Origin of the sequence: Pseudomonas sp. Irchel s3h17 (genome assembly GCF_900187505.1) — a bacterium.
Taxonomy (GTDB): Bacteria; Pseudomonadota; Gammaproteobacteria; order Pseudomonadales; family Pseudomonadaceae; genus Aquipseudomonas.
This window is the reverse complement of sequence record NZ_FYDL01000008.1, coordinates 242465-266274: the sequence shown is the minus strand read 5'-3', so window position 1 is coordinate 266274 and position 23810 is coordinate 242465. Positions and strand designations below refer to the sequence as shown.

At 60.4% G+C, this 23810-nt stretch carries 21 protein-coding genes; 15 read left to right on the top strand and 6 right to left on the bottom strand.

Translation table 11 applies throughout. The annotated features are described in order from the left end of the window. Window positions 1-21: 21 nt before the first annotated feature. Window positions 22-624 carry a peroxiredoxin gene (locus CKW25_RS13950; protein ID WP_095080026.1) on the bottom strand — a complete coding sequence of 201 codons (603 nt, stop codon included), beginning with the start codon at window positions 622-624 and terminating at the stop codon, window positions 22-24. Between the two features lie 316 nt (window positions 625-940). Here CKW25_RS13950 and CKW25_RS13945 point away from each other — a divergent pair, with 316 nt between their 5' ends. Together CKW25_RS13945 and bfr are read left to right on the top strand one after the other, a co-directional pair. Then, entirely contained in the window at window positions 941-1159 is a 219-nt protein-coding gene (locus CKW25_RS13945) for a bacterioferritin-associated ferredoxin (protein WP_093423249.1), read from the top strand. A 200-nt stretch (window positions 1160-1359) separates the two neighbouring features. Then, the gene (bfr, locus tag CKW25_RS13940) at window positions 1360-1833 is read left to right on the top strand and encodes a bacterioferritin (protein WP_095080025.1); all 474 of its coding nucleotides are present in this window, start codon (window positions 1360-1362) and stop codon (window positions 1831-1833) included. Window positions 1834-1931: 98 nt separating this feature from the next. Here the strand turns inward: bfr and grxD are convergent, their stop codons facing one another. Both grxD and CKW25_RS13930 read right to left on the bottom strand, forming a co-directional pair. Continuing rightward, entirely contained in the window at window positions 1932-2273 is a 342-nt protein-coding gene (gene grxD / locus CKW25_RS13935; RefSeq protein ID WP_095080024.1) for a Grx4 family monothiol glutaredoxin, read from the bottom strand. 97 nt (window positions 2274-2370) lie between these two features. Continuing rightward, a complete protein-coding gene (locus tag CKW25_RS13930; RefSeq protein ID WP_095080023.1) occupies window positions 2371-4479 on the bottom strand; it encodes a molybdopterin oxidoreductase family protein in 2109 nt (702 codons plus the stop codon). A 452-nt stretch (window positions 4480-4931) separates the two neighbouring features. On the opposite strand from CKW25_RS13930, the gene argF reads away from it, so the two are divergent. Further along, window positions 4932-5852 carry an ornithine carbamoyltransferase gene (gene argF / locus CKW25_RS13925; RefSeq protein ID WP_095080022.1) on the top strand — a complete coding sequence of 307 codons (921 nt, stop codon included), beginning with the start codon at window positions 4932-4934 and terminating at the stop codon, window positions 5850-5852. Next, window positions 5849-6958: an ABC transporter ATP-binding protein gene (locus CKW25_RS13920; protein ID WP_095080021.1), complete on the top strand. Its 1110-nt coding sequence runs from the start codon at window positions 5849-5851 to the stop codon at window positions 6956-6958. The genes argF and CKW25_RS13920 overlap by 4 nt, the downstream gene beginning before the upstream one ends. Window positions 6959-7003: 45 nt before the next feature. Here CKW25_RS13920 and CKW25_RS13915 read toward each other — a convergent pair whose 3' ends face one another. Next, window positions 7004-7786 (bottom strand): PhzF family phenazine biosynthesis protein, encoded by a 783-nt coding sequence (locus CKW25_RS13915; RefSeq protein WP_095080020.1) that lies wholly within the window; start codon window positions 7784-7786, stop codon window positions 7004-7006. A gap of 100 nt (window positions 7787-7886) precedes the next feature. Then, window positions 7887-8357 (bottom strand): Cys-tRNA(Pro) deacylase, encoded by a 471-nt coding sequence (ybaK, locus tag CKW25_RS13910; RefSeq protein ID WP_095080019.1) that lies wholly within the window; start codon window positions 8355-8357, stop codon window positions 7887-7889. Window positions 8358-8726: 369 nt separating this feature from the next. Between ybaK and CKW25_RS13905 the strand changes: the two genes are divergently transcribed. The 11 genes from CKW25_RS13905 to CKW25_RS13855 all read left to right on the top strand — a co-directional run bounded on the left by CKW25_RS13905 (window position 8727) and on the right by CKW25_RS13855 (window position 21607). Beyond that, window positions 8727-9578 (top strand): MIP/aquaporin family protein, encoded by an 852-nt coding sequence (locus CKW25_RS13905; protein ID WP_095080018.1) that lies wholly within the window; start codon window positions 8727-8729, stop codon window positions 9576-9578. Between the two features lie 77 nt (window positions 9579-9655). Beyond that, window positions 9656-11161 (top strand): glycerol kinase GlpK, encoded by a 1506-nt coding sequence (gene glpK / locus CKW25_RS13900; protein ID WP_095080017.1) that lies wholly within the window; start codon window positions 9656-9658, stop codon window positions 11159-11161. A 186-nt stretch (window positions 11162-11347) separates the two neighbouring features. After that, on the top strand, window positions 11348-12103 hold the full coding sequence (locus tag CKW25_RS13895; RefSeq protein ID WP_095080016.1) for a DeoR/GlpR family transcriptional regulator: 756 nt from the start codon (window positions 11348-11350) through the stop codon (window positions 12101-12103). Between the two features lie 361 nt (window positions 12104-12464). Continuing rightward, window positions 12465-14000 (top strand): glycerol-3-phosphate dehydrogenase, encoded by a 1536-nt coding sequence (glpD, locus tag CKW25_RS13890; RefSeq protein ID WP_095080015.1) that lies wholly within the window; start codon window positions 12465-12467, stop codon window positions 13998-14000. Window positions 14001-14365: 365 nt separating this feature from the next. Then, complete coding sequence (locus CKW25_RS13885) at window positions 14366-15280, top strand: glutamate/aspartate ABC transporter substrate-binding protein (RefSeq protein WP_095080014.1); 915 nt, start codon at window positions 14366-14368, stop codon at window positions 15278-15280. A 355-nt stretch (window positions 15281-15635) separates the two neighbouring features. After that, a complete protein-coding gene (locus tag CKW25_RS13880; protein WP_095080013.1) occupies window positions 15636-16382 on the top strand; it encodes an amino acid ABC transporter permease in 747 nt (248 codons plus the stop codon). Continuing rightward, window positions 16382-17053, top strand: coding sequence for an amino acid ABC transporter permease (locus CKW25_RS13875; protein ID WP_095080012.1), 672 nt, complete (start codon window positions 16382-16384; stop codon window positions 17051-17053). The genes CKW25_RS13880 and CKW25_RS13875 overlap by 1 nt, the downstream gene beginning before the upstream one ends. After that, on the top strand, window positions 17050-17784 hold the full coding sequence (locus CKW25_RS13870; protein WP_095080011.1) for an amino acid ABC transporter ATP-binding protein: 735 nt from the start codon (window positions 17050-17052) through the stop codon (window positions 17782-17784). The genes CKW25_RS13875 and CKW25_RS13870 overlap by 4 nt, the downstream gene beginning before the upstream one ends. A gap of 238 nt (window positions 17785-18022) precedes the next feature. After that, a complete protein-coding gene (locus CKW25_RS13865; RefSeq protein WP_095080010.1) occupies window positions 18023-19924 on the top strand; it encodes a sensor histidine kinase in 1902 nt (633 codons plus the stop codon). Then, window positions 19921-21249 (top strand): sigma-54 dependent transcriptional regulator, encoded by a 1329-nt coding sequence (locus CKW25_RS13860; protein WP_095080009.1) that lies wholly within the window; start codon window positions 19921-19923, stop codon window positions 21247-21249. The genes CKW25_RS13865 and CKW25_RS13860 overlap by 4 nt, the downstream gene beginning before the upstream one ends. Before the next feature lie 28 nt (window positions 21250-21277). Then, window positions 21278-21607, top strand: a complete 330-nt coding sequence (locus CKW25_RS13855; RefSeq protein WP_172736522.1) for a GlpM family protein — start codon at window positions 21278-21280, stop codon at window positions 21605-21607. Between the two features lie 129 nt (window positions 21608-21736). Here the strand turns inward: CKW25_RS13855 and CKW25_RS13850 are convergent, their stop codons facing one another. Continuing rightward, window positions 21737-22756 (bottom strand): alpha/beta fold hydrolase, encoded by a 1020-nt coding sequence (locus CKW25_RS13850; protein WP_371855134.1) that lies wholly within the window; start codon window positions 22754-22756, stop codon window positions 21737-21739. Window positions 22757-23810: the final 1054 nt, after the last annotated feature.

Below are 23810 nucleotides of genomic sequence, written 5' to 3'. Positions count from 1 at the left end.
TTTTTATACCTGACGCTTGGCTTACAGTGCCGCAGCGTTCTCGGTCAGGTAAGCAGCAACGCCTGCTGGCGAAGCGGTCATGCCTTTGTCGCCTTTTTTCCAGTTGGCCGGGCAAACTTCACCGTGCTCTTCGTGGAATTGCAGGGCGTCGACCAGACGAATCAGCTCTTCCATGTTACGGCCCAGCGGCAGGTCGTTGACGATCTGCGAGCGGACAACGCCTTTGTCGTCGATCAGGAATGCGCCACGGAACGCCACGCCGTCAGCGGACTGAACGTCGTAGGCCTTCATGATTTCCTGCTTGATGTCGGCAGCCATGGTGTAACGAACCTGGCCGATGCCGCCGTCGTTGACCGGGGTGTTGCGCCAGGCGTTGTGGGTGAAGTGCGAGTCGATCGAAACAGCGATCACTTCAACGTTACGCGCCTTGAAGTCAGCCATGCGGTTGTCCAGGGCGATCAGCTCGGACGGGCAGACGAAGGTGAAGTCCAGCGGGTAGAAGAACACCAGGCCGTATTTGCCTTTGATGGCCGACGACAGGGTGAAGCTGTCGACGATTTCGCCATTGCCGAGTACGGCCGGAACGGTGAAGTCAGGGGCTTGTTTGCCTACGAGTACGCTCATTGAAAATTTCCTGGTGTGGTGGCGTGATGAACGGTATCGAACCAGTCTGTCGGGATTAAACGACAGGTTGATGAATCGACTGCCCTTCGCGAGGACCGACCATCATACACTGCGTTTTTGACCTGTCCTCAACGGTTTTTCCAATGGCCCCAAAAACCCGGCAACGGGCCTGCAGACAACCCCAGGGAGCACTTCGTACCGTTCGTCAGGCGAATGTGGATCCGCCACACATCGCCGGGAAAGCACTTTGACAATCATTCTCGTTAACATTAAGATCCATCGCAATTGAGCCCTAACCAGCGACGGTTCTCACCTTATGTATGTCTGCCTCTGCACTGGCGTCACCGACGGTAAAATCCGCGATGCAATCTACGAAGGTTGCTGCAGCTACCGTGAAGTGCGCGAAGCCACCGGCGTTGCCAGTCAATGCGGCAAATGTGCCTGCCTTGCCAAGCAAGTGGTCCGCGAAACCCTCGCCGACCTGCAGTTGAGCCAGGCCGCTATCCCCTACCCGGTAGAATTTTCCGCGGCTTGAATGAGAGCATTCCAAAGAACCGGACCCAGTGTCCGGTTTTTTTATGCCATTAATTCAATCGCTTAGCGTTCGGATGCGGAACACAAACATTCTTATTCCGATTAATTTTCATATATTATTCAATAACTTAGGTTTGACACTAAGTACTTGCCAGCTCAAACTCTGCCTTATATACGGTAATTAAAGGGCAGGACCCCATCATGAAAGGCGACGTCACAGTCATCCAGCACCTCAACAAGATTCTTGCCAATGAGCTGGTCGCAATCAATCAGTACTTCCTGCATGCGCGCATGTATGAAGATTGGGGCCTGAACAAGCTTGGCAAGCACGAGTACCACGAATCCATCGACGAGATGAAACATGCGGACAAGCTGATCAAGCGCATCCTGTTCCTCGAAGGCCTGCCCAACGTCCAGGACCTGGGCAAGCTGCAGATCGGCGAGCACACCAAGGAAATGCTGGAGTGCGACCTGCGTATCGAGCGTACCGGCCATGCCGACCTCAAGGTCGCGATTGCCCATTGCGAAACCGTCGGCGACTTCGGCAGCCGTGAACTGCTCGAAGACATTCTTGAATCCGAAGAAGAACATATCGACTGGCTCGAAACCCAACTGGGCCTGATCGACAAAGTGGGCATGGAGAACTATCTGCAATCGCAGATGGGCGACGAGTAAGTTATCACTCGTTAAACCCGCCACACTAAAAAGCCCCGCCCTCTTACGAGAGGCGGGGCTTTTTATTACCTGCAGGGGCCGCGGCCCCTACTGGTGGATCAAGCTTCTGTCTTGGCCGCTGCGGCTTTGGCCGAAGCGTCCTTGATCAGTGCCTGCAACGAACCGTCTGCAGCCATTTCGATCATGATGTCGCTACCGCCGACCAGTTCGCCACCTACCCACAGTTGCGGGAAGGTTGGCCAGTTGGCGTATTTTGGCAGGTTGGCACGAATTTCCGGGTTCTGCAGGATGTCCACGTAAGCGAACTTCTCACCACAGCCCATGACCGCCTGAGCGGCTTTCGCGGAAAAGCCACACTGCGGGGCATTCGGCGAGCCTTTCATGTAAAGCAGAATGGTGTTGTTGGCAATCTGCTCTTTAATAGTTTCGATGATATCCATGAAGCACCTCGGCTGAACTTTCCGACTCAGTTGTCGGCACGGTGGCGCATTGTAACGGAAAGCCGAGCGCGATGCTCGGCCTCCCCGACAGACATGCCTACGCGGCGGCCACCGTCACCGGCACCCCATTGAGCGCCGCATTGCCGGACAACTCATCCAGCTGCTGCTCATCGGTCAGGTCATTGGCGCTGGAGCCTGGTTGCCCCATGGCGATGGTCATCTGCACGCCGGGCCGGGCATGTCCCCAGCCATGGGGCAGACTGACCACGCCCTTCATCATCTCGACACTGCCCAGCACCTCGACCTCGATCGCCCCGACCCGCGAGCTGACCCGCACCCGCTGACCGTCGTTGAGTCCGCGGCTGGCAAGATCCTCCGGATGCATCAGCAACTGATGACGCGGCTTGCCCTTCACCAGGCGGTGATAATTATGCATCCACGAATTGTTGCTGCGCACATGGCGACGACCGATCAATAACAACTCATCAGCGACCGGTACCTGTTGCGCGGCAAATCGCGCCAGGTCCGCCAGGATCGCTGGCGGCGCGGCCTGCACGCGCTGATTCGCAGTTTTCAGGCGCGGCGCAAGGTTGGATTTGAGCGGCCCCAGGTCGATGCCATGGGGATGATCGAACAGGCTCGCCACCGACAGTTTGTACGCTGAAGCATCGCCATAACGGCCGGCGCGCAAGCCAAAATCGATCATCTGCGCCGGTGCCATCGTGGGCTTGAGTTCTTTGCCGGTCCGGGCCGCAAACGCCTTGGCCAACCCGACGAAAATCTCCCAGTCGTGTAGCGCACCCTCGGGCTTGGGCAGGATGGCCCGGTTGAAACGGCTGACATTGCGCACGGCGAACATATTGAACGTCGTATCGTAGTGATCGTTTTCCAGCGCCGAGGTCGACGGCAGGATCAGATCGGCATAGCGTGTGGTCTCGTTGATGTACAAGTCGATGCTGACCATGAACTCCAGCCCGTCCAGCGCCTGTTCCAGTTGTCGACCATTGGGGGTCGACAGCACCGGGTTACCGGCCACGGTCACCAGCGCACGCACCTGCCCTTCCCCTTCGGTGAGCATCTCTTCGGCCAGCGCCGACACCGGCAACTCACCGCCGTATTCCGGGCGCCCGGACACACGGCTTTGCCACTGATTGAAATGCCCGCCCGAGGTCGACGCCACCAGATCGACAGCCGGCTCGGTGCACAGTGCGCCTCCGACCCGATCCAGGTTACCGCTGATCAGGTTGATCAACTGCACCAGCCAATGGCACAAGGTACCGAACGCCTGCGTGGAAATGCCCATGCGGCCATAACAAACCGCGGTCCTGGCGGCGGCGAAATCCCGGGCCAGTTGCCGAATCTGCGCGGCCGGTACCGCGCACAGCGGGCTCATCGCTTCAGCATTGAAGCCGCTGACCGCCTGGCGAACCTCCTCCAGCCCATCGACCGGCAAATGACTGTCGCGCGTCAGGCCTTCGCTGAACAGGGTATTGAGCAAGCCGAACAACAGCGCCGCATCGCCTCCCGGGCGGACAAACAGATGCTGGTCGGCAATCGCCGCTGTCTCGCTGCGCCTCGGGTCGACCACCACCACCTTGCCGCCCCGTGCCTGAATCGCCCTCAAACGCTTTTCCACGTCCGGCACGGTCATGATGCTGCCATTGGAGGCCAGCGGGTTGCCGCCCAGGATCAGCATGAAATCGGTGTGATCGATGTCGGGAATCGGCAACAGCAGCCCATGGCCGTACATCAAGTGACTGGTCAGGTGATGGGGCAATTGGTCGACCGACGTCGCGGAGTAGCGGTTGCGGGTTTTCAGCAGGCCGAGGAAATAGTTGCTGTGGGTCATCAACCCATAGTTGTGCACGCTGGGGTTGCCCTGGTACACCGCGACGGCGTTCTGGCCATGGCGCTCCTGAATCGCGGCAAGGCGTTCAGCCACCAGGGCAAACGCGTCTTCCCAGGCAATTGCTTGCCACTCGCTGCCCACGCGTTGCATGGGGTGGCGCAGGCGATCGGGATCGTTCTGGATATCCTGCAAGGCCACCGCCTTGGGACAGATATGGCCGCGACTGAAGCTGTCTTGCGCGTCGCCCTTGATCGAGGTGATCTGCAGGCCGGCATCGTCGGTTGCCGTGGTTTCGATGGTCAAGCCGCAAATGGCTTCACACAGGTGGCACGCACGGTAATTGAGAGTCTTGGTCATGGCCAGTCTCTGTTTTGTTCGGGGCAACCAACGCACGGTTGCGGGAACAAAACTATGGGCCGTGACCGGCCGCCGCGCCAGCGACGTTCGTCTTGTGAATCGCCGGCCATCAGGCCTGCCGATAGCGGCCCCGGGCACCGGGCCCTATCAGTCAGAAACCGACCAGGGCGACACCTTGAATGCCTCGCTCGATTGCCAAGGCGCGCGAGGGCAGTGTACAAAGGACTGGCTGCTGTCAGGAAACAGGCTTCATAAGCGCTACCGCGATCGTCCCGTAGCCCCTCTGAAATCCCCTAAACACCGTAGCCTATTGGTAAGACGCGACATTTAGTGTCAATATCGCGCCTCCCCCTATTTCGTCGCCCCGTGCGGCTTACGCCGCAGGTCTCGCCCGTTTTCCAATGAAACAAGGCTTTGAGTATCTGCGGTCCGTTGCAAAAAGGTAGTCAATGATGAGCGCAAGGCACTTTCTCTCCCTGATGGATTGCACGCCCGAAGAGCTGGTCAGCGTGATCCGTCGAGGCATTGAGCTCAAAGACCTGCGTAACCGCGGCGTACTGTTCGAGCCGTTGAAAAACCGCGTCCTGGGCATGATTTTCGAGAAGTCCTCGACCCGCACCCGCCTGTCGTTCGAAGCCGGCATGATCCAGCTGGGCGGCCAGGCGATTTTCCTTTCGCCGCGCGACACCCAGCTGGGGCGCGGCGAGCCGATCGGCGACTGCGCCATCGTCATGTCGCGCATGCTCGATGCGGTGATGATCCGCACCTTCGCCCACAGCACCCTGACCGAATTTGCCGCCAACTCGCGCGTACCGGTGATCAACGGCTTGTCCGATGACCTGCACCCGTGCCAGCTGCTGGCCGACATGCAGACCTTCCTTGAGCATCGCGGTTCGATCCAGGGCAAGACCGTCGCCTGGATCGGCGACGGCAACAACATGTGCAACAGCTATATAGAAGCCGCCATCCAGTTCGACTTCCAGTTGCGCATCGCCTGCCCCGAGGGCTACGAACCCAACCCGGAATTCGTGGCCTTGGCTGGCGACCGCGTGACCATCGTCCGCGATCCCAAGGATGCCGTGCTGGGCGCTCATCTGGTCAGCACCGACGTCTGGACCTCCATGGGCCAGGAAGAAGAAACCGCCAAGCGCCTCACATTGTTCGCGCCGTTTCAGGTCAATCGCGCCCTGCTCGATCTGGCCGCAGAGGATGTCCTGTTCATGCACTGCCTGCCCGCCCACCGTGGCGAAGAAATCAGCCTCGACCTGCTGGATGACCCGCGCTCAGTCGCCTGGGACCAGGCAGAAAACCGTCTTCACGCGCAAAAGGCCTTGCTCGAGTTTCTCGTCGAGCCTGCGTACCATCACGCATGAGCCATCCATTACTGCTGAACCTGCGCAACCTGGCCTGCGGTTATCAAGACCAGCGGGTCGTTCAGAACCTCAACCTGCACCTCAATGCCGGCGACATCGGCTGCCTGCTCGGTTCATCCGGTTGCGGCAAGACCACGACCCTGCGCGCGATTGCGGGCTTCGAGCCAATTCACGAAGGGGAAATCCAGTTGGCGGGGGAAACCATCTCCAGCGCCGGCTTTACCCTCGCCCCGGAGAAACGCCGGATCGGCATGGTGTTCCAGGACTATGCCCTGTTTCCGCACCTGAGCGTGGCCGACAACATTGCCTTCGGCATTCGCAAACACCCGGACAAAGAACGGGTCACCGCCGAGATGCTGGAGCTGGTCAATCTCAAGCACCTGGGCAAGCGCTTCCCCCACGAACTGTCTGGCGGCCAGCAGCAACGGGTCGCACTGGCCCGGGCCCTGGCGCCAGAGCCACAACTCTTGTTGCTGGACGAACCGTTTTCCAACCTCGATGGCGAATTGCGACGCAAGTTGAGCCACGAAGTCCGGGATATCCTCAAGAGCCGGGGCACCAGTGCGATTCTGGTGACGCACGACCAGGAAGAAGCCTTCGCGGTCAGCGACCAGGTCGGGGTATTCAAGGAAGGCCGGCTGGAACAGTGGGACACGCCCTACAACCTGTACCACGAACCACTGACGCCTTTCGTTGCCAGTTTTATCGGCCAGGGCTACTTCATTCGCGGCCAGTTGCAGACCCCCGAATCGGTGCAAACCGAGCTCGGCGAACTGCGTGGTAATCGTGCGTACACCTGGCCAATCGGCGGTGCCGTGGACGTGTTGCTGCGTCCCGACGACATTGTCTACGCCCCCGACAGCCCGCTGAGAGCACGGATTGTGGGCAAGTCGTTCCTCGGTGCCTCGACCCTCTATCGCCTGCAACTGCCGACGGGCAGCCAGCTGGAGTCGATCTTTCCAAGCCACGCCGACCATCTGGTCGGCGCCGAAGTCGGGATTCGCGTGGCGGCTGAACACCTGGTGCTGTTCCAGGCGTCCGGCAGCATGGCCGCGCAGATTACGCAGATCGAGTCAGGGGTTCGGCGGTACAGTACTGCCAGCTGAACAGTGCAGGGAGCGAGCGAGGTGCTCGCTCCCCCAGTGACACCATCACCCCAACATCAAGGTCCCGCTGGCCACCAGCGTCGCATGACCGCCGATTTTCACCCGACTGCCTTCCAGGCGGCAGAACAACTCCCCTCCCCGCGCCGAACGCTGAAACGCCGTCAGCCTGGTTTTGTCCAGACGCTGCGCCCAATAGGGGATCAACAGGCAATGGGTCGATCCGGTGACCGGGTCCTCGTTGATACCGATGGCCGGGGCAAAATACCTCGACACGAAATCATGCTGCGCTCCACGGGCCGTCACGATCGCCCCCAGCCAAGGCAGCTTCGCCAGCGCAGCCATGTCAGGCTGGCAATCGATGACTGCCTGCTCTGACGCCAGCACCACCAACAACTCGTTTGAACCCAGCACCTCGACCGGTTGCACCCCCAGTGCCCGCGCCACTTGCTGGTGATCCTGCACGTCACGCGCCTCGATGGCAGGAAAGTCCAGCCACAGCCGCTCGCCTTCCCGAGTCACGCTCAAGGGGCCGGACTGGCTGATGAAGTCCAGGCGCTCGGCCGGCTCGTGAAAGACCTCGAACAATACATAGGCACTGGCCAGCGTCGCATGCCCACACAAGGGTACTTCGGTAGCAGGCGTGAACCAGCGAATACGCCAACCCTCGGCTTCGCGCACCACAAACGCCGTTTCGGCGAGGTTGTGTTCGGCGGCGATTTGTTGCATCAGCTCATCACTGAGCCAGGCATCGAGCCGATAGACCATCGCCGGATTGCCACTGAACGGGCGCTCGCTGAACGCATCGACCTGATGAAACGCTAACTGCATGGCGCGGACCCCCTTGTGATAAGTCGGGCGCGAGCATGCAGTAACCGTCGCCAACCGGGCAGAGACAGAGCCGGCCAATTTTCACCATACAGCGCGGTCGTCAGCCGCGACCGATATCGGCAAAGGTGGCGTTGGTGTGCTCGGCCAGCACTGACGCCGCCAACTCGACCTCCAGGCCCCGCCGCCCGGCACTGACATAAACACTTGCCAACGGTTGGGCACTGTTATCGATGAAGGTACGCAGACGCTTCTTTTGTCCCAACGGGCTGATGCCGCCCAACAAATAGCCGGTCGCCCGTTGCGCGGCGGCAGGGTCGGCCATCTCGACTTTCTTTACCCCCGCGGCCTGGGCCAGCGCCTTGAGGTCCAGGCTTCCGACGACTGGCACCACAGCAACCAGCAACTCGCCCTTTTCACTCGCCGCCAGCAACGTCTTGAATACTCGCGCGGGGTCCAATCCCAGCTTTTCCGCAGCCTCCAGCCCATACGAGGCGGCCTTCGGATCATGTTCATAACTGTGCACGCGATGTTCGGCTCGAACTTTTTTCAGCAGATCCAATGCGGGGGTCATGGCAGCTCCAAGCGAGGCAAAACAACAAAAATGTTGCGCCGGATTCTAGGACATCAGACAGCAAAAGGCTCCATGGCCAGCGTTTTATCCCTCGACAGGCGCCAACCTGGAGAGCCAGACCAGGACGCTTCCACACCTCGAACCCGCAATCATTCATCAAGCCGTCAGTTTAAAAGTGACCGACCGTTCACTTTCGACCTTTGACAGCAGCGTTTCTTGTCTATATTTTTTCGAATCTGAATATATGCGAAGATTCCTACGCAACACCCGGCAGCAAGCCGAGACCAGGATGGGGATCCTGCCTCGGTGAAAATCGCGCTCAGCCCTTTCGGAAGCAGCGCCAGACAACAACAAAAACCGAGGTTTTCAATGACAACTGCTTTACAGCAACCTTCGCTCTCGAGCCAATGCATGGCCGAATTCCTGGGCACGGCCTTACTGATCTTCTTTGGTACCGGTTGCGTTGCGGCGCTCAAAGTCGCCGGCGCCAGCTTCGGCCTGTGGGAAATCAGCATTATCTGGGGGGTTGGCGTGAGCATGGCGATCTACCTGACCGCGGGCGTTTCCGGCGCGCACCTGAACCCGGCCGTCAGTATTGCCCTGAGCATTTTCACCGACTTTGAAAAACGCAAACTGCCGTTCTACATCTTCTCCCAGGTCGCTGGCGCCTTCTGCGCCGCCTTGTTGGTTTACACGCTTTACAGCAACCTGTTCTTCGATTTCGAACAAAGCCATCAAATGGTCCGTGGCAGCCAGGCCAGCCTTGAACTGGCATCCGTGTTCTCCACCTTCCCCAACCCTGCCCTGTCGACAGGCCAGGCGTTCCTGGTCGAGGTCATCATCACTGCGATCCTGATGAGCGTGATCATGTCCCTGACCGACGACAACAATGGCCTGCCGAAAGGCCCGCTGGCACCGTTACTGATTGGCCTGCTGATCGCGGTGATTGGCAGTTCGATGGGCCCGCTGACCGGCTTCGCGATGAACCCGGCACGTGACTTCGGTCCGAAACTGATGACTTTCTTCGCTGGCTGGGGTGAAATTTCCTTCACTGGCGGCCGCGATATTCCTTACTTCCTGATTCCTGTCTTTGCACCGATTGTCGGTGCCTGCCTCGGTGCCGCGGCCTATCGCGGGCTCATTGCCCGCCATCTGCCTGGCGCCGAACCTGCTACAAAGGATGCAGAACCTGCCATTGACGGCAAACCACGAGTTTCCTGAAAGCGGCGGCGCGCGGTCCTGCCCATCCTTGACCACGCGCCCCCATCCACTCCCTTATTTCGTCCAAGGCAATCGACATGACCGACACACAGAATAAGAACTACATCATTGCCCTCGATCAGGGTACGACCAGCTCGCGCGCGATCATTTTCGACCGTGACGCCAACGTGGTCTGCACCGCACAACGCGAATTCGCCCAGCACTACCCGCAAGCCGGCTGGGTCGAGCACGACCCGATGGAAATCTTCGCTACCCAAAGCGCGGTGATGGTCGAGGCCCTGGCACAAGCCGGCCTGCACCATGACCAGGTGGCCGCCATCGGCATCACCAACCAGCGTGAAACCACCGTGGTCTGGGACAAGGCCACCGGCCGCCCGATCTATAACGCGATCGTCTGGCAGTGCCGCCGCAGCACCGAGATCTGCGAGCAACTCAAGCGCGACGGTCACGAGCAATACATCAGCGACACCACGGGCCTGGTCACCGACCCGTACTTCTCCGGCACCAAGCTCAAGTGGATCCTGGACAACGTCGAGGGCAGCCGCGAGCGGGCGCGCAAGGGCGAGTTGCTGTTCGGCACCGTCGACAGCTGGCTGATCTGGAAATTCACGGGCGGCAAGACCCACGTCACGGACTACACCAACGCCTCGCGCACCATGCTCTTCAACATCCACACCCTGGAGTGGGACGCGAAGATGCTGGAGGTGCTGGATATCCCGCGCGAGATGCTGCCAGAGGTGAAGTCTTCGTCGGAGATCTACGGGCACACCAAGAGCGGCATCGCCATCGGCGGTATCGCCGGCGACCAGCAGGCCGCCCTGTTCGGCCAGATGTGCGTGGAGCCAGGCCAGGCGAAAAACACCTACGGCACCGGCTGCTTCCTGCTGATGAACACCGGCACCAACGCGGTGAAATCCAACCACGGCATGCTCACCACCATCGCCTGCGGCCCACGGGGTGAAGTCGCTTACGCGCTGGAAGGTGCGGTATTCAACGGCGGTTCCACCGTGCAGTGGTTGCGCGACGAGCTGAAGATCATCAACGACGCCCACGACACCGAGTATTTCGCCAACAAGGTCAAGGACAGCAACGGCGTGTACCTGGTGCCCGCCTTTACCGGCCTGGGCGCTCCGTACTGGGACCCCTATGCCCGTGGCGCACTGTTCGGCCTGACCCGCGGCGTACGAGTGGACCACATCATTCGTGCCGCCCTGGAGTCGATTGCCTTCCAGACCCGCGACGTACTCGACGCCATGCAACAGGATTCCGGCGAACGCCTCAAGGCCCTGCGCGTGGACGGTGGCGCGGTCGCCAACAACTTCCTGATGCAGTTCCAGGCCGACATCCTCGGCACCCAGGTCGAGCGCCCGCAAATGCGTGAAACCACCGCGCTCGGCGCCGCCTACCTGGCCGGCCTGGCCTGTGGTTTCTGGGGCAGCCTGGAAGAACTGCGCGGCAAGGCGGTGATCGAACGCGAGTTCAACCCGCAACTGGACGAAGCAACCAAGGAAAAACTCTACGCCGGCTGGAAAAAAGCCGTCAGCCGCACCCGCGACTGGGAACCGCACGAAGGCGCCGAGTAAACCGGGCTGAGCACTCGTATCTGCATGTCCAAACAGTGTGAAAGCGTAGTGAGCGAAGGAAAGACGAGCCTGTTTTTAACGCAGGATTGACGATCGCAGTAGCTTTCACGTTGTTTGGAAACTGGTAGGGAGCAGATTCCTGCGTCATCATGGGAAAATTTTGCACGGCAGCCCAAAGGAAGCCCCATGAATCTGCCTCCCCGTCAGCAGCAAATCCTCGAATTGGTCCGCGAACGCGGTTACGTCAGCATCGAGGAAATGGCTCAACTGTTCGTTGTTACACCGCAGACCATCCGCCGCGACATCAATCAACTGGCCGAAGACAATCTGTTGCGTCGCTACCATGGCGGCGCGGCCTATGACTCCAGCGTGGAAAACACCGCGTATGCCATGCGCGCCGACCAGATGCGCGACGAAAAACAGCGCATCGGCGAAGCCATTGCCCGGCAAATCCCCGACCACGCCTCGCTGTTCATCAATATCGGCACCACCACCGAATCCATCGCTCGGGCGCTGCTCAACCACAGCCACCTGAAGATCATCACCAACAACCTGCACGTCGCCTCGATGCTCAGCGCCAAGGACGACTTCGATGTGCTGCTCACCGGCGGTAACGTACGCCGCGATGGCGGTGTTGTCGGCCAGGCCAGTGTCGACTTCATCAACCAGTTCAAGGTCGACTATGCCCTGGTGGGCATCAGCGGCATCGACGAGGATGGCAGCCTGCTGGACTTCGACTACCAGGAAGTACGGGTCTCCCAGGCGATCATCGCCAACGCCCGGCAAGTGATCCTGGCGGCCGACTCCAGCAAGTTCGGGCGCAACGCCATGATTCGCCTGGGCCCCATCAGCCTGATCGACTGCCTGGTAACTGACCAGCAGCCGGTACCTGCCTTGGCGCAACTGCTGAACCAGCACAAGATTCGGCTCGAAGTCGTTTAATCCCCCCAGCAGCAAAGCTCCCCCGTGGCAAGGGAGCTTGCTGTGGCGAGGGAGCTTGCTCCCGCTCGGCGGCGAAGCCGTCGCACACCCGGCGGGTCGGGTGCATCTGAATGAACTCGGTTGATTGGTTTCGGGCCTGCTTTGCCCCGAACGCGGACCGGCCCAGCGGGAGCAAGCTCCCTCGCCACAAAAGAGCCGCGCCTCGCATTAATGTTCGAAAATTTTCCTTTAAGCCTCCTTCGATGAGTTTTTTCAATCGAAGTCGACTGGCTGCGCCCGCCTTAATGAGCTACCATTTTCGCAAATGAACATTCATGTTCGAATTCCAATACAGAAATCATAAAGAGCCCGAGGCCTGCCGATGCCCACTTCCACCTTGCCGCCCCCACTTGCCGAGATCTATGACATTGCCGTAATCGGTGGCGGGATCAACGGTGTCGGGATTGCAGCGGATGCCGCCGGCCGCGGTCTCTCGGTGTTCCTTTGCGAAAAGGACGATCTGGCCAGCCACACCTCGTCCGCCAGCAGCAAGCTGATCCACGGCGGCCTGCGCTACCTCGAACACTACGAATTCCGCCTGGTGCGCGAGGCCCTGGCAGAACGGGAAGTGCTGCTGGCCAAGGCGCCACACATCGTCAAGCAGATGCGCTTCGTGCTGCCTCACCGCCCGCACCTGCGTCCGGCGTGGATGATCCGTGCCGGCCTGTTCCTGTATGACCACCTGGGCAAGCGCGAGAAACTCGCCGGCTCCAGAAGCCTGAAATTCGGCGCCGACAGCGCACTGAAAAGCGAAATCACCAAGGGCTTCGAGTACTCCGATTGCTGGGTCGACGACGCCCGCCTCGTGGTGCTCAACGCCATGGCTGCCCGCGAAAAAGGTGCCCACGTCCACACCCAGACCCGCTGCGTCAGTGCCCGTCGTAGCAAAGGCCTGTGGCACCTGCACCTGGAGCGTGCCGACGGCAGCCTGTTCTCGATCTGCGCCAAGGCGCTGGTGAACGCTGCCGGCCCATGGGTCGCCAAGTTCATTCGCGACGACCTGAAGATGGAATCGCCCTACGGCATCCGCCTGATCCAGGGCAGCCACCTGATCGTGCCGAAGCTGTACGAAGGCGAACACGCGCATATCCTGCAAAACGAAGATCAGCGCATCGTGTTCACGATCCCGTACCTCAATCACTTCACCCTGATTGGCACCACGGACCGTGAATACACGGGCGATCCAGCCAAAGTCGCGATCACCGAGGGCGAGACCGACTACCTGATCAAGGTCGTCAATGCGCACTTCAAGAAGCAGATCAGCCGCGAGGACATCCTGCACACCTATTCCGGTGTTCGCCCACTGTGCAACGACGAGTCCGACAACCCGTCGGCCGTGACCCGGGACTACACCCTGGCGCTGTCCGGCAGCGGCGAAGAAGCCCCGCTGCTGTCGGTGTTCGGCGGCAAGCTGACCACCTACCGCAAGCTGGCCGAATCAGCCATGGCGCAACTGGCCCCTTACTTCAAGGACATCAAGCCAGGCTGGACCGCCAGTGCGACCCTGCCAGGCGGCGAAGACATGACCACCCCCCAGGCCTTGAGCGCGTTGATTCACGACAAATTCGACTGGGTGCCAACGGAAATCGCCCGGCGCTGGGCCACCACCTATGGCAGCCGCACCTGGCGCATGCTCGAAGGCGTGCAGAGCCTGAACGACCTGGGCGAACACCTGGGCGGCGGCCTCTACAGCCGCGAAGTCGATTACCTGTGCAGCGAAGAATGGGCTACCACCGCTCACGACATCCTGTGGCGCCGCAGCAAACTGGGCTTGTTCACCACCCAGGACGAGCAAGCGAAGGTTCAGCAATACTTGAACACGGTTGAAATGAACCGCCGGAAGATCGAAGCGGCCTGATTGCCGATTCGATGGATCAAAAGCCCCTGGCACCGAAAGGCCCAGGGGCTTTGTACATTCTGATGCCCCTGATCGCTCCCGGGCAAAGTGGGCAATACCGACAGAAATGCATTCGGTTTTCCGAACGCGACTCTGCGGTCGATTCGGTTAACCGGACCTTCCTTCTTGCACACCGCCGCAACAAATATTTAATATCCTTATAAATCAATAAGTTAAATATAAAGCTCTGGCCTGGCACGACTCATGCTCTACACTCTTGGACGAATGTTTGAGGTGCCAACACTTCAGGAGCCCTCCAGGCATTCAGCTGCACTAGAGAGCCGAAGAACTGGCTCCATAAAAAAAACAATGTCGAGGAAAATTTGATGCGCATCGTTCCCCATATCCTGGGCGCAGCCATTGCTGCCGCTCTGATCAGCACGCCAGTTTTCGCCGCCGAACTCACCGGCACCCTGAAGAAGATCAAAGAGTCCGGCACCATCACCCTGGGCCATCGCGACGCTTCCATTCCGTTTTCCTACATTGCAGACGCTTCCGGCAAACCGGTCGGCTACTCCCACGACATTCAGCTGAAAGTCGTTGAAGCCCTGAAAAAAGACCTGGACTTGCCGAACCTCCAGGTCAAATACAACCTGGTGACTTCGCAAACCCGTATCCCGCTGGTGCAGAACGGCACCGTGGACCTGGAGTGCGGTTCCACCACCAACAACGTCGAGCGTCAGCAGCAAGTTGACTTCTCCGTCGGCATCTTCGAAATCGGTACTCGCCTGCTGTCCAAGGCAGACTCCAAGTACAAGGATTTCCCTGACCTGGCCGGCAAGAACGTCGTGACCACCGCCGGCACCACGTCCGAGCGCATCCTCAAGTCGATGAACGCCGACAAGCAGATGGGCATGAACGTCATCTCCGCCAAAGACCATGGCGAGTCGTTCCAGATGCTGGAAACCGGCCGCGCAGTGGCCTTCATGATGGACGACGCCCTGCTGGCGGGTGAAGCGGCCAAGGCCAAGAAGGCAAGCGACTGGGCCGTGACCGGCACTCCACAGTCCTACGAAATCTACGGCTGCATGGTGCGCAAAGGCGACGAGCCGTTCAAAAAGGCTGTGGATGACGCCATCAAGGCCACCTACGCATCGGGCGAGATCAACAAGATCTACGAAAAATGGTTCATGCAACCGATCCCGCCAAAAGGCCTGAACCTGAACTTCCCGATGAGCGACGAGCTCAAGGCACTGATCGCCAAACCGACTGATAAAGCGGCTGACGACAAGAAGTCCTGATTTCTGACTAACCTTATCTCCTGAGGGGGCCGCGGCCCTTTCAGGAGGTTGTCACTCCCTGCTGGCATTTTTTGGAAACACTCGAACCGGTGGCTGTCGAGCCGAGCGCGTGTGCCTGATCGGAGTGGCCTGTACGGTTAGTTCGTTGGCTCAAATTCGGATGCCAGAAGTTCATAGCCAAGGCGCTGTGACGAGTCATAGCCCGCTATGGCGAGGAACAGCAACGCAGGATATGGACCTCTGGCGCCGAAGTTGAGCTAACAGAACTGACCACACAGGCCACCTGGGTCGGGCGGGAACGGAGCTTCCCCCAAGCGGGTATTTGTACATCGATCGAATCCGAGGGGAGACCCTAATGAATTACAACTGGGACTGGGGCGTGTTCTTCAAGTCCACCGGCGTGGGCAGCGAGACGTATCTCGACTGGTACGTGTCCGGTCTGGCCTGGACCATCGGCATCGCCATCGCGGCCTGGATCATCGCCCTGACACTGGGCTCGGTCCTGGGCGTCATGCGTACCGTGCCGAACCGCATCGTATCGGGCATCGCCACCTGCTACGTCGAACTCTTCCGTAACGTGCCGCTGCTGGTTCAGCTGTTCATCTGGTACTTCCTGGTACCCGACCTGCTGCCGGCGGACCTGCAAGAGTGGTACAAGCAGGACCTGAACCCGACCACCTCGGCCTTCCTCAGCGTCGTCGTGTGCCTGGGCCTGTTCACCACGGCCCGCGTTTGCGAACAGGTGCGTACCGGTATCCAGGCCCTGCCCACAGGCCAGGAATCCGCGGCCCGCGCCATGGGCTTCAAGCTGCCACAGATCTACTGGAACGTGCTGTTGCCCCAGGCCTACCGGATCATCATTCCGCCGCTTACCTCGGAATTCCTGAACGTATTCAAAAACACCTCCGTAGCCTCGCTGATCGGCCTGATGGAACTGCTCGCGCAGACCAAGCAGACCGCCGAGTTCTCGGCCAACCTGTTCGAAGCCTTCACCCTGGCAACGCTGATCTACTTCACCCTGAACATGAGCCTGATGCTGCTGATGCGTTTGGTCGAGAAGAAAGTCGCCGTACCGGGCCTGATTTCCGTAGGGGGTAAATGATGGAATTCGACTTCTCGGGCATCATTCCGTCCCTGCCGGGTTTGTGGAACGGTATGGTCATGACCCTGCAACTGATGGTGCTGGGCGTCGTCGGCGGGATCATCCTTGGTACTATCCTGGCGTTGATGCGTCTGTCCCACAACAAACTGCTGTCGAACATTGCCGGCGCCTACGTCAACTACTTCCGCTCGATCCCGTTGCTGCTGGTGATCACCTGGTTCTACCTGGCGGTGCCATTCGTACTGCGCTGGATCACTGGCGAAGACACGCCGATCGGCGCGTTCGGCTCATGCATCGTGGCGTTCATGATGTTCGAAGCGGCGTACTTCTGCGAAATCGTCCGTGCTGGCGTGCAGTCGATTCCCAAGGGCCAGATGGGCGCTGCCCAGGCACTGGGCATGAGCTATGGCCAGATGATGCGCTTGATCATCCTGCCGCAAGCGTTCCGCAAGATGACCCCGCTGCTGCTGCAACAGAGCATCATCCTGTTCCAGGACACCTCGCTGGTCTACGCGGTCGGTCTGGTGGACTTCCTCAATGCTTCGCGCGCCAGTGGCGACATCATTGGCCGCTCCAATGAGTTCCTGATCTTCGCAGGCCTCACGTACTTCATCATCAGCTTTGCCGCCTCGCAGCTGGTCAAGCGTCTGCAAAAAAGGTTCGCCGTATGATCTCTATCAAGAACATCAACAAGTGGTATGGGGACTTCCAGGTGCTGACTGATTGCAGCACCGAGGTCAAAAAAGGTGAAGTGATCGTGGTCTGCGGGCCGTCCGGCTCCGGCAAATCGACCCTGATCAAGTGCGTCAACGCCCTGGAACCGTTCCAGAAAGGCGACATCGTGGTCGACGGTACTTCCATCGCCGACCCGAAGACCAACCTGCCGAAACTGCGCTCGCGCGTGGGCATGGTGTTCCAGCACTTCGAACTGTTCCCGCACCTGACCATCACCGAAAACCTGACCATCGCGCAGATCAAGGTGCTGGGCCGCAGCAAGGCAGAAGCCACCAAGAAAGGCCTGCAACTGCTTGAGCGCGTCGGCCTCTCGGCCCATGCCCACAAGCATCCCGGCCAACTGTCCGGTGGTCAGCAGCAGCGCGTGGCGATTGCCCGTGCACTGGCGATGGATCCGATCGTCATGCTGTTCGACGAACCGACCTCGGCACTCGACCCGGAAATGGTCAACGAAGTACTCGACGTCATGGTGCAACTGGCCCACGAAGGCATGACCATGATGTGCGTGACCCACGAAATGGGCTTCGCCCGTAAAGTGGCGGACCGGGTGATCTTCATGGACGCCGGCAAGATCATCGAAGACTGCAAGAAAGAGGAGTTCTTCGGCGACATCAATGCCCGCGCCGAACGTACACAGCACTTCCTCAACAAGATCCTGCAACACTAAAACCGGCACTGCCCTCAATTAGGAGGGCAGGCTTGCCCTTGTGGCGAGGGAGCTGGCTCCCGCAGGGTCGTGTAGTGACCCCAAAACCTGTAAATGCATGTTGACTGACACACCGCATTGACCGGTTTTACGACTGCTTTGCAGCCGAGCGGGAGCAAGCTCCCTCGCCACAGGTTCCACGTACCATTGGAAACCAGAACAAGCCCGCTGCCACACTGGTTGACCCAAGGCATCTGTGATGAAATGCGACCCTAGCCATTATCGCGCCGCACCGCCATCACTCGCCGTGAAACCCCGTCTGATTCGCCATCTGTTTCTACCGCCGCTGGTCATCCTGTTGATGGCCGCATTGGGCTACCTCGGCTTTTGGGTCAGCGAGCATTACGGTGTTCGCAGCCTCAGCGAAAACGGCCAACGCCAGCTGGAATTGCACGCCCGTGCCGTAGAAAGCGAAATCAGCAAGTACACCTACCTGCCCAGCCTGCTGGAGCTCGAATCGAGCGTTTCCCAACTGCTGGCCGACCCGACGCCAGAGCACCGGCAAACGGTCAACACTTACCTCGAAGGCCTGAACCGGCGCAGCCGCAGTCGGGCGATCTACGTGATGGACACCACCGGCCGAGTGCTGGCCACCAGCAACTGGCGCGATTTCGACAGTTACCTGGGGGAAGACCTGTCCTTCCGCGCCTACTTCCAGAATGCCGTACGGGGGCAGCCGGGGCGCTTCTATGGCATCGGCAGCACCAACGGCGAACCCGGCTACTACCTGGCCCATGGCCTGGAAGAACAGGGCAAGATCATCGGCGTCGCCGTGGTCAAGGTGCGCCTGGAAGCCATGGAAGAACGCTGGCAGCGCGCCCGCCTGGAGGCCTTTGTCAGCGACGAGAACAGCATCATTATTCTCTCCAGCGACCCGGCGCGGCGACTCAAGGCGGTGCGTCCGCTCAGCGAGGACACCAAGGAGCGCCTGGCCCGCAGCCTGCAGTACTACTGGTTCCCGCTGAACGAACTGGAACCGCTGGCCCGCGAACGACTGGCCGAAGGCGTGGAGAAGCTGACCTTCCCGGCCAACACCGAAGTGGCCTCCGACGAAGAAGCCATCAGCTACCTGTCCCAGACCCGGCCGCTGAGTGACACACCGTGGAATTTCACCCTGCTCACGCCGCTGCAAGACCTGCGGCGCGAGGCCATTAACCAGGGGATTCTGGTGGCCGTGGCGTTCGCCTTGTGTGCCTTCCTGCTGATTGCCTGGAATGAGCGACGCAAGGTGGTCGCGACCCGCCTGGCGGCTCGCGAGGCACTGGAAGAAGCCAACAATCAACTGGAGCGTCGGATTACCGAACGCACCACCGACCTGCGGGCCAGTAACGATCGGCTCAAGAGTCAGATCCGCGAACGGCGCCTGGCCGAAGAGACCCTGCGCCACGCGCAGGATGAACTGGTACAGGCTGGCAAGCTCGCCGCCATCGGCCAGATGTCCACCAGCATTGCCCATGAGTTGAACCAGCCGCTGGCCGCCCTGCGCACCTTGTCCGGCAACACTGTGCGGTTCCTCGAGCGCGGGCAACTGGACACCGCCAGTGCCAACCTGAAAACCATCAACGAATTGATCGACCGCATGGGCCGGATCACCGCCAGCCTGCGTTCCTTCGCCCGTCGGGGTGAAGACAAGGGCCAGGCCAGCCTCGGCAAAGCGATCGATGCCGCCCTGCAAGTGCTCGGCCCGCGCCTGGAAAATGCGCCGCTGCAAGTGCACCGCGCGTTCAGTGACGAGCAAGTGCAGATTGACCAGACCCGCCTGGAACAGATCCTGGTCAACCTGATCGGCAACGCCCTGGACGCCATGCACGCCCAGCCCGCGCCCGAACTGTGGCTCGAAGGCGACATCGTCGACGGCAAGTATCGCCTGCGCGTCCGCGACAACGGTCACGGCATCGACGCCGAGACCCGTAAACATCTGTTCGAACCCTTCTTTACCACCAAACCCGGCGAACAAGGCCTGGGGTTGGGCCTGACCTTGTCGGCAAGCCTGGCGGCCGCCACGGGCGGCAGCCTGGGTGTCGAGCACCCGGCCAGCGGTGGTACCGCTTTTGTCCTCAGTTTACCGTGGGTAAGCCCCCTTCCCGCCGAGCGAATATGAACAACGATCTTAGTGTGCTGATCGTCGAAGACGATCCCCATGTCCTGCTCGGTTGCCAGCAGGCCCTGGCCCTGGAAGACATTCCCTGCCAAGGCGTTGGCAGCGCCGAAGAAGCCCTGGAACAGGTCGGCGACAACTTCGCCGGTATCGTCATCAGCGACATTCGCCTGCCGGGCATTGATGGCCTGGAGCTGCTGGGCCGACTCAAGGCCCGTGATCGCAGCCTGCCGGTGGTGCTGATCACCGGCCATGGCGACATTTCGATGGCCGTCGACGCCATGCAGAAAGGCGCCTACGACTTCATGGAGAAACCCTTCTCCCCGGAACGCCTGGTGGACGTTGCGCGCCGCGCCCTGGAGCAGCGCAGCCTGGCCCGTGAAGTGACGTCATTGCGCCGGCAACTGGCCGAACGCGACTCGCTGGAGGGACGGATCATCGGCCGCTCGCCCGCCATGCAGCACCTGCGTGAGCTGATCGCCAACGTCGCCGACACCTCGGCCAACGTGCTGATCGAAGGTGAAACCGGCACCGGCAAGGAACTGGTTGCCCGCTGCCTGCACGATTTCAGTCGCCGGCAGCCCCAGCAGTTTGTTGCGTTGAACTGCGGTGGCCTGCCGGAGAACCTGTTCGAAAGCGAAATCTTCGGCCACGAAGCCAATGCCTTTACCGGTGCCGGCAAACGACGGATCGGCAAGATCGAACACGCCGATGGCGGCACCCTGTTCCTCGACGAAGTGGAAAGCATGCCACTGGCGCTGCAGATCAAGCTGCTGCGGGTGTTGCAGGAGCGCACCCTGGAACGACTGGGTTCGAACCAGAGCGTGGCCGTCGACTGCCGGGTGATTGCCGCCACCAAGTCCGACCTCGACGAACTGGGCCGCGCCGGTCAGTTTCGCAGCGACCTGTATTACCGGCTGAACGTGGTGACCCTGGAACTGCCGCCGCTGCGCGAACGCCGCGAAGACATCCTGCAATTGTTCGAGCATTTCCTGCAGCAGTCGTCCCTGCGCTTTGACCGCAGCCCGCCGGAGCTGGACAACCAGACCCTGTCCAACCTGATGAGCCACGACTGGCCAGGCAACGTGCGCGAACTGCGCAATGTCGCCGAACGCTTTGCCCTCGGCTTGCCGGCCTTCAAGAAAACCGGCAGCGGCGGCACAGCCCTGGGCCTGGTCTTCTCCGAAGCGGTGGAAGCCTTCGAGCGCAACCTGCTCAACGACGCCTTGCAACGCACGGGCGGCAACCTGACCCAGGCCAGCCTGGAGCTGGGAATGGCCAAGACCACCCTGTTCGACAAGGTCAAGAAATACGGCCTGAGTCACTAACCCCGAATCGAGAATACGTGTGGATCTACTGTTAAAAGCTGCGCTGGGCGCCGCGGTGGTGGTCATTCTCGCCGCACTGGCCAAGACCAGGAACTACTACATCGCAGGCCTGGTGCCGCTGTTCCCGACCTTCGCCCTGATCGCCCACTACATCGTCGGCAAAGGCCGCTCGCTGGAGGACCTCAAGACCACCATCGTGTTTGGCATGTGGTCGATCATTCCGTACTTCGTGTACCTGGCGACCCTGTACGTGATGGTGGACAAAATGCGCCTGGAGGCTTCGCTGGCCGTGGCCGCCGTGGCCTGGTTGATGGCCGCCACCGTCCTGGTCAGCGTCTGGGTGCGGGTCCATGCCTGACACTGTCGGAGCGAGCTTGCTCCGGGCAGCGTTCCGACGAAAAACGTGAGGACAACGCGTTTATCCAGATAGCTCGCGTTATCGTTAACGTCCATCGCGAGCGCACTCGCTCCTACGGGTGGCGTTGTCTTAAAGCAGATTCATACCCGGTAATGGATCAATCTGTGCCCAGTGCGAGATGTCTTCCCGGTGTTGCTGCAGATACGGCAACACCGCCGCCAGCAACGGCGCCTTGAAGGCCTCCTGGAAACGATGGGCCAGCCCCGGGATCAGCTTCAGTTGGCTGCCCTGGATATGGGCCGCCAGGTGAATGCCGTGCATCACCGGCAGCAACGGGTCGGCCGTGCCGTGCACCACCAGGGTGGGCACCCGCAACTGATTGAGCAGCGCGACCCGGCTCGGCTCGGCGAGGATGGCCATGATCTGGCGCTTCACACCTTCGGGGTTGAACGCCCGGTCATAGGATTGCGCCGCCTGTTGCAACAGTGCCTGGCGATCATCGGCGATGTTCGGACTGCCGAGCGCGGCCAGCAGATCGGCCTGCTGCTCCAGGGCCACCTCACGGTTCGGTGCACTGCGCCGCGAGAGCAGTTGCACCAGCGCCGCGTTCGGTGCCGGCAACCCTTCGGCCCCGGAGCTGCTCATGATCAGCGTCAGGCTTTCCACCCGCTGCGGCGCCATCGCCGCCATATGCTGGGCAATCATCCCGCCCATGCTCGCGCCCAGGACATGGAATTGCTCCACCTGCAGGACATCCATCAGGCCAAGGCCGTCCTCCGCCATGTCGGTGAGGGTGTACGGTGCCGATACCGGCAAGCCCAGCTTGTAGCGCAGCGCTTCGAAGGTCAGGTTGGCGTCGGCGGGCGGCTGGCGCCAGGTCGACAGGCCGACATCGCGATTGTCGTAGCGAATCACCCGGAAACCCTGCTCACAGAGCGCCTGCACCACCTCGTCCGGCCAGTGGATCAGTTGCCCGCCCAGGCCCATCACCAGCAGCAACGCCGGATCGGACGCGCGACCGATGCTCTGGTACGCCAGGCTCACCTGTGGCAGATCGGCCCGCTGGGTAGCCACGTTGACATCGCAGCGCGGCGCAGCAAAAGACGCCGAGCCAAATAGAAGCGCGGCCAGGAACATGGCCGCGGACAAGAACAAAGCACGCATGAAAAACACCGAAACGCAGAACTCCAGTAGAGCGCGAGTCTGATGATGTTTGTTCAAGCGCGCTGCCACAGTTGCGTGACAATTTGATGAAGGCCGCCGAACGGTCATTTTCAATGACCGCACACTCGTTCTCCGCAAGTAAGCGGAACGCCGAACACCTACCCCGTGGCTTGCTCGCGCTGGGCTGTGCAACAGCCCCAAAATCGGTCACCGTGTTTTATCTGAAAGCCTGCAATCGTCTTGTCGAGGGGCGCTTCGCACCCCAGCGCGAGCAAGCTCGCTCGCTACGGGGCAGTATTCACTCTTGATTGAACGGCATGAGTGCAAACGGTTACGTTGTGGGAGCAGCTGTCCTGATCAGATGACGGCTCTCGTCAAGGCGCGAGCATGCCGAACACCTACCCCGTGGCTTGCTCGCGCTGGGCTGTGCAACAGCCCCAAAATCGGTCACCGCGTTTTATCTGAAAGCCTGCAATCGTCTTGTCGAGGGGCGCTTCGCACCCCAGCGCGAGCAAGCTCGCTCGCCACGGGGCAGTATTCACTCTTGATTGAACGGCATGAGTGCAAACGGTTACGTTGTGGGAGCAACTGTCCTGATCAGATGACGGCTCTCGTCAAGGCGCGAGCATACCGAACACCTACCCCGTGGCTTGCTCGCGCTGGGCTGCGCAGCGGCCCCAAAATCGGTCACCGCGTTTTATCTGAAAGCCTGCAATCGTCTTGTCGAGGGGCGCTTCGCACCCCAGCGCGAGCAAGCTCGCTCGCCACGGGGCAGTACTCACTCTTGATTGAACGGCATGAGTGCAAACGGTTACGTTGTGGGAGCAACTGTCCTGATCAGATGACGGCTCTCGTCAAGGCGCGAGCATGCCGAACACCTCCCCCGTGGCTTGCTCGCGCTGGGCTGTGCAACAGCCCCAAAATCGGTCACCGCGTTTTATCTGAAAGCCTGCAATCGTCTTGTCGAGGGGCGCTTCGCACCCCAGCGCGAGCAAGCTCGCTCGCCACGGGGCAGTATTCACTCTTGATTGAACGGCAT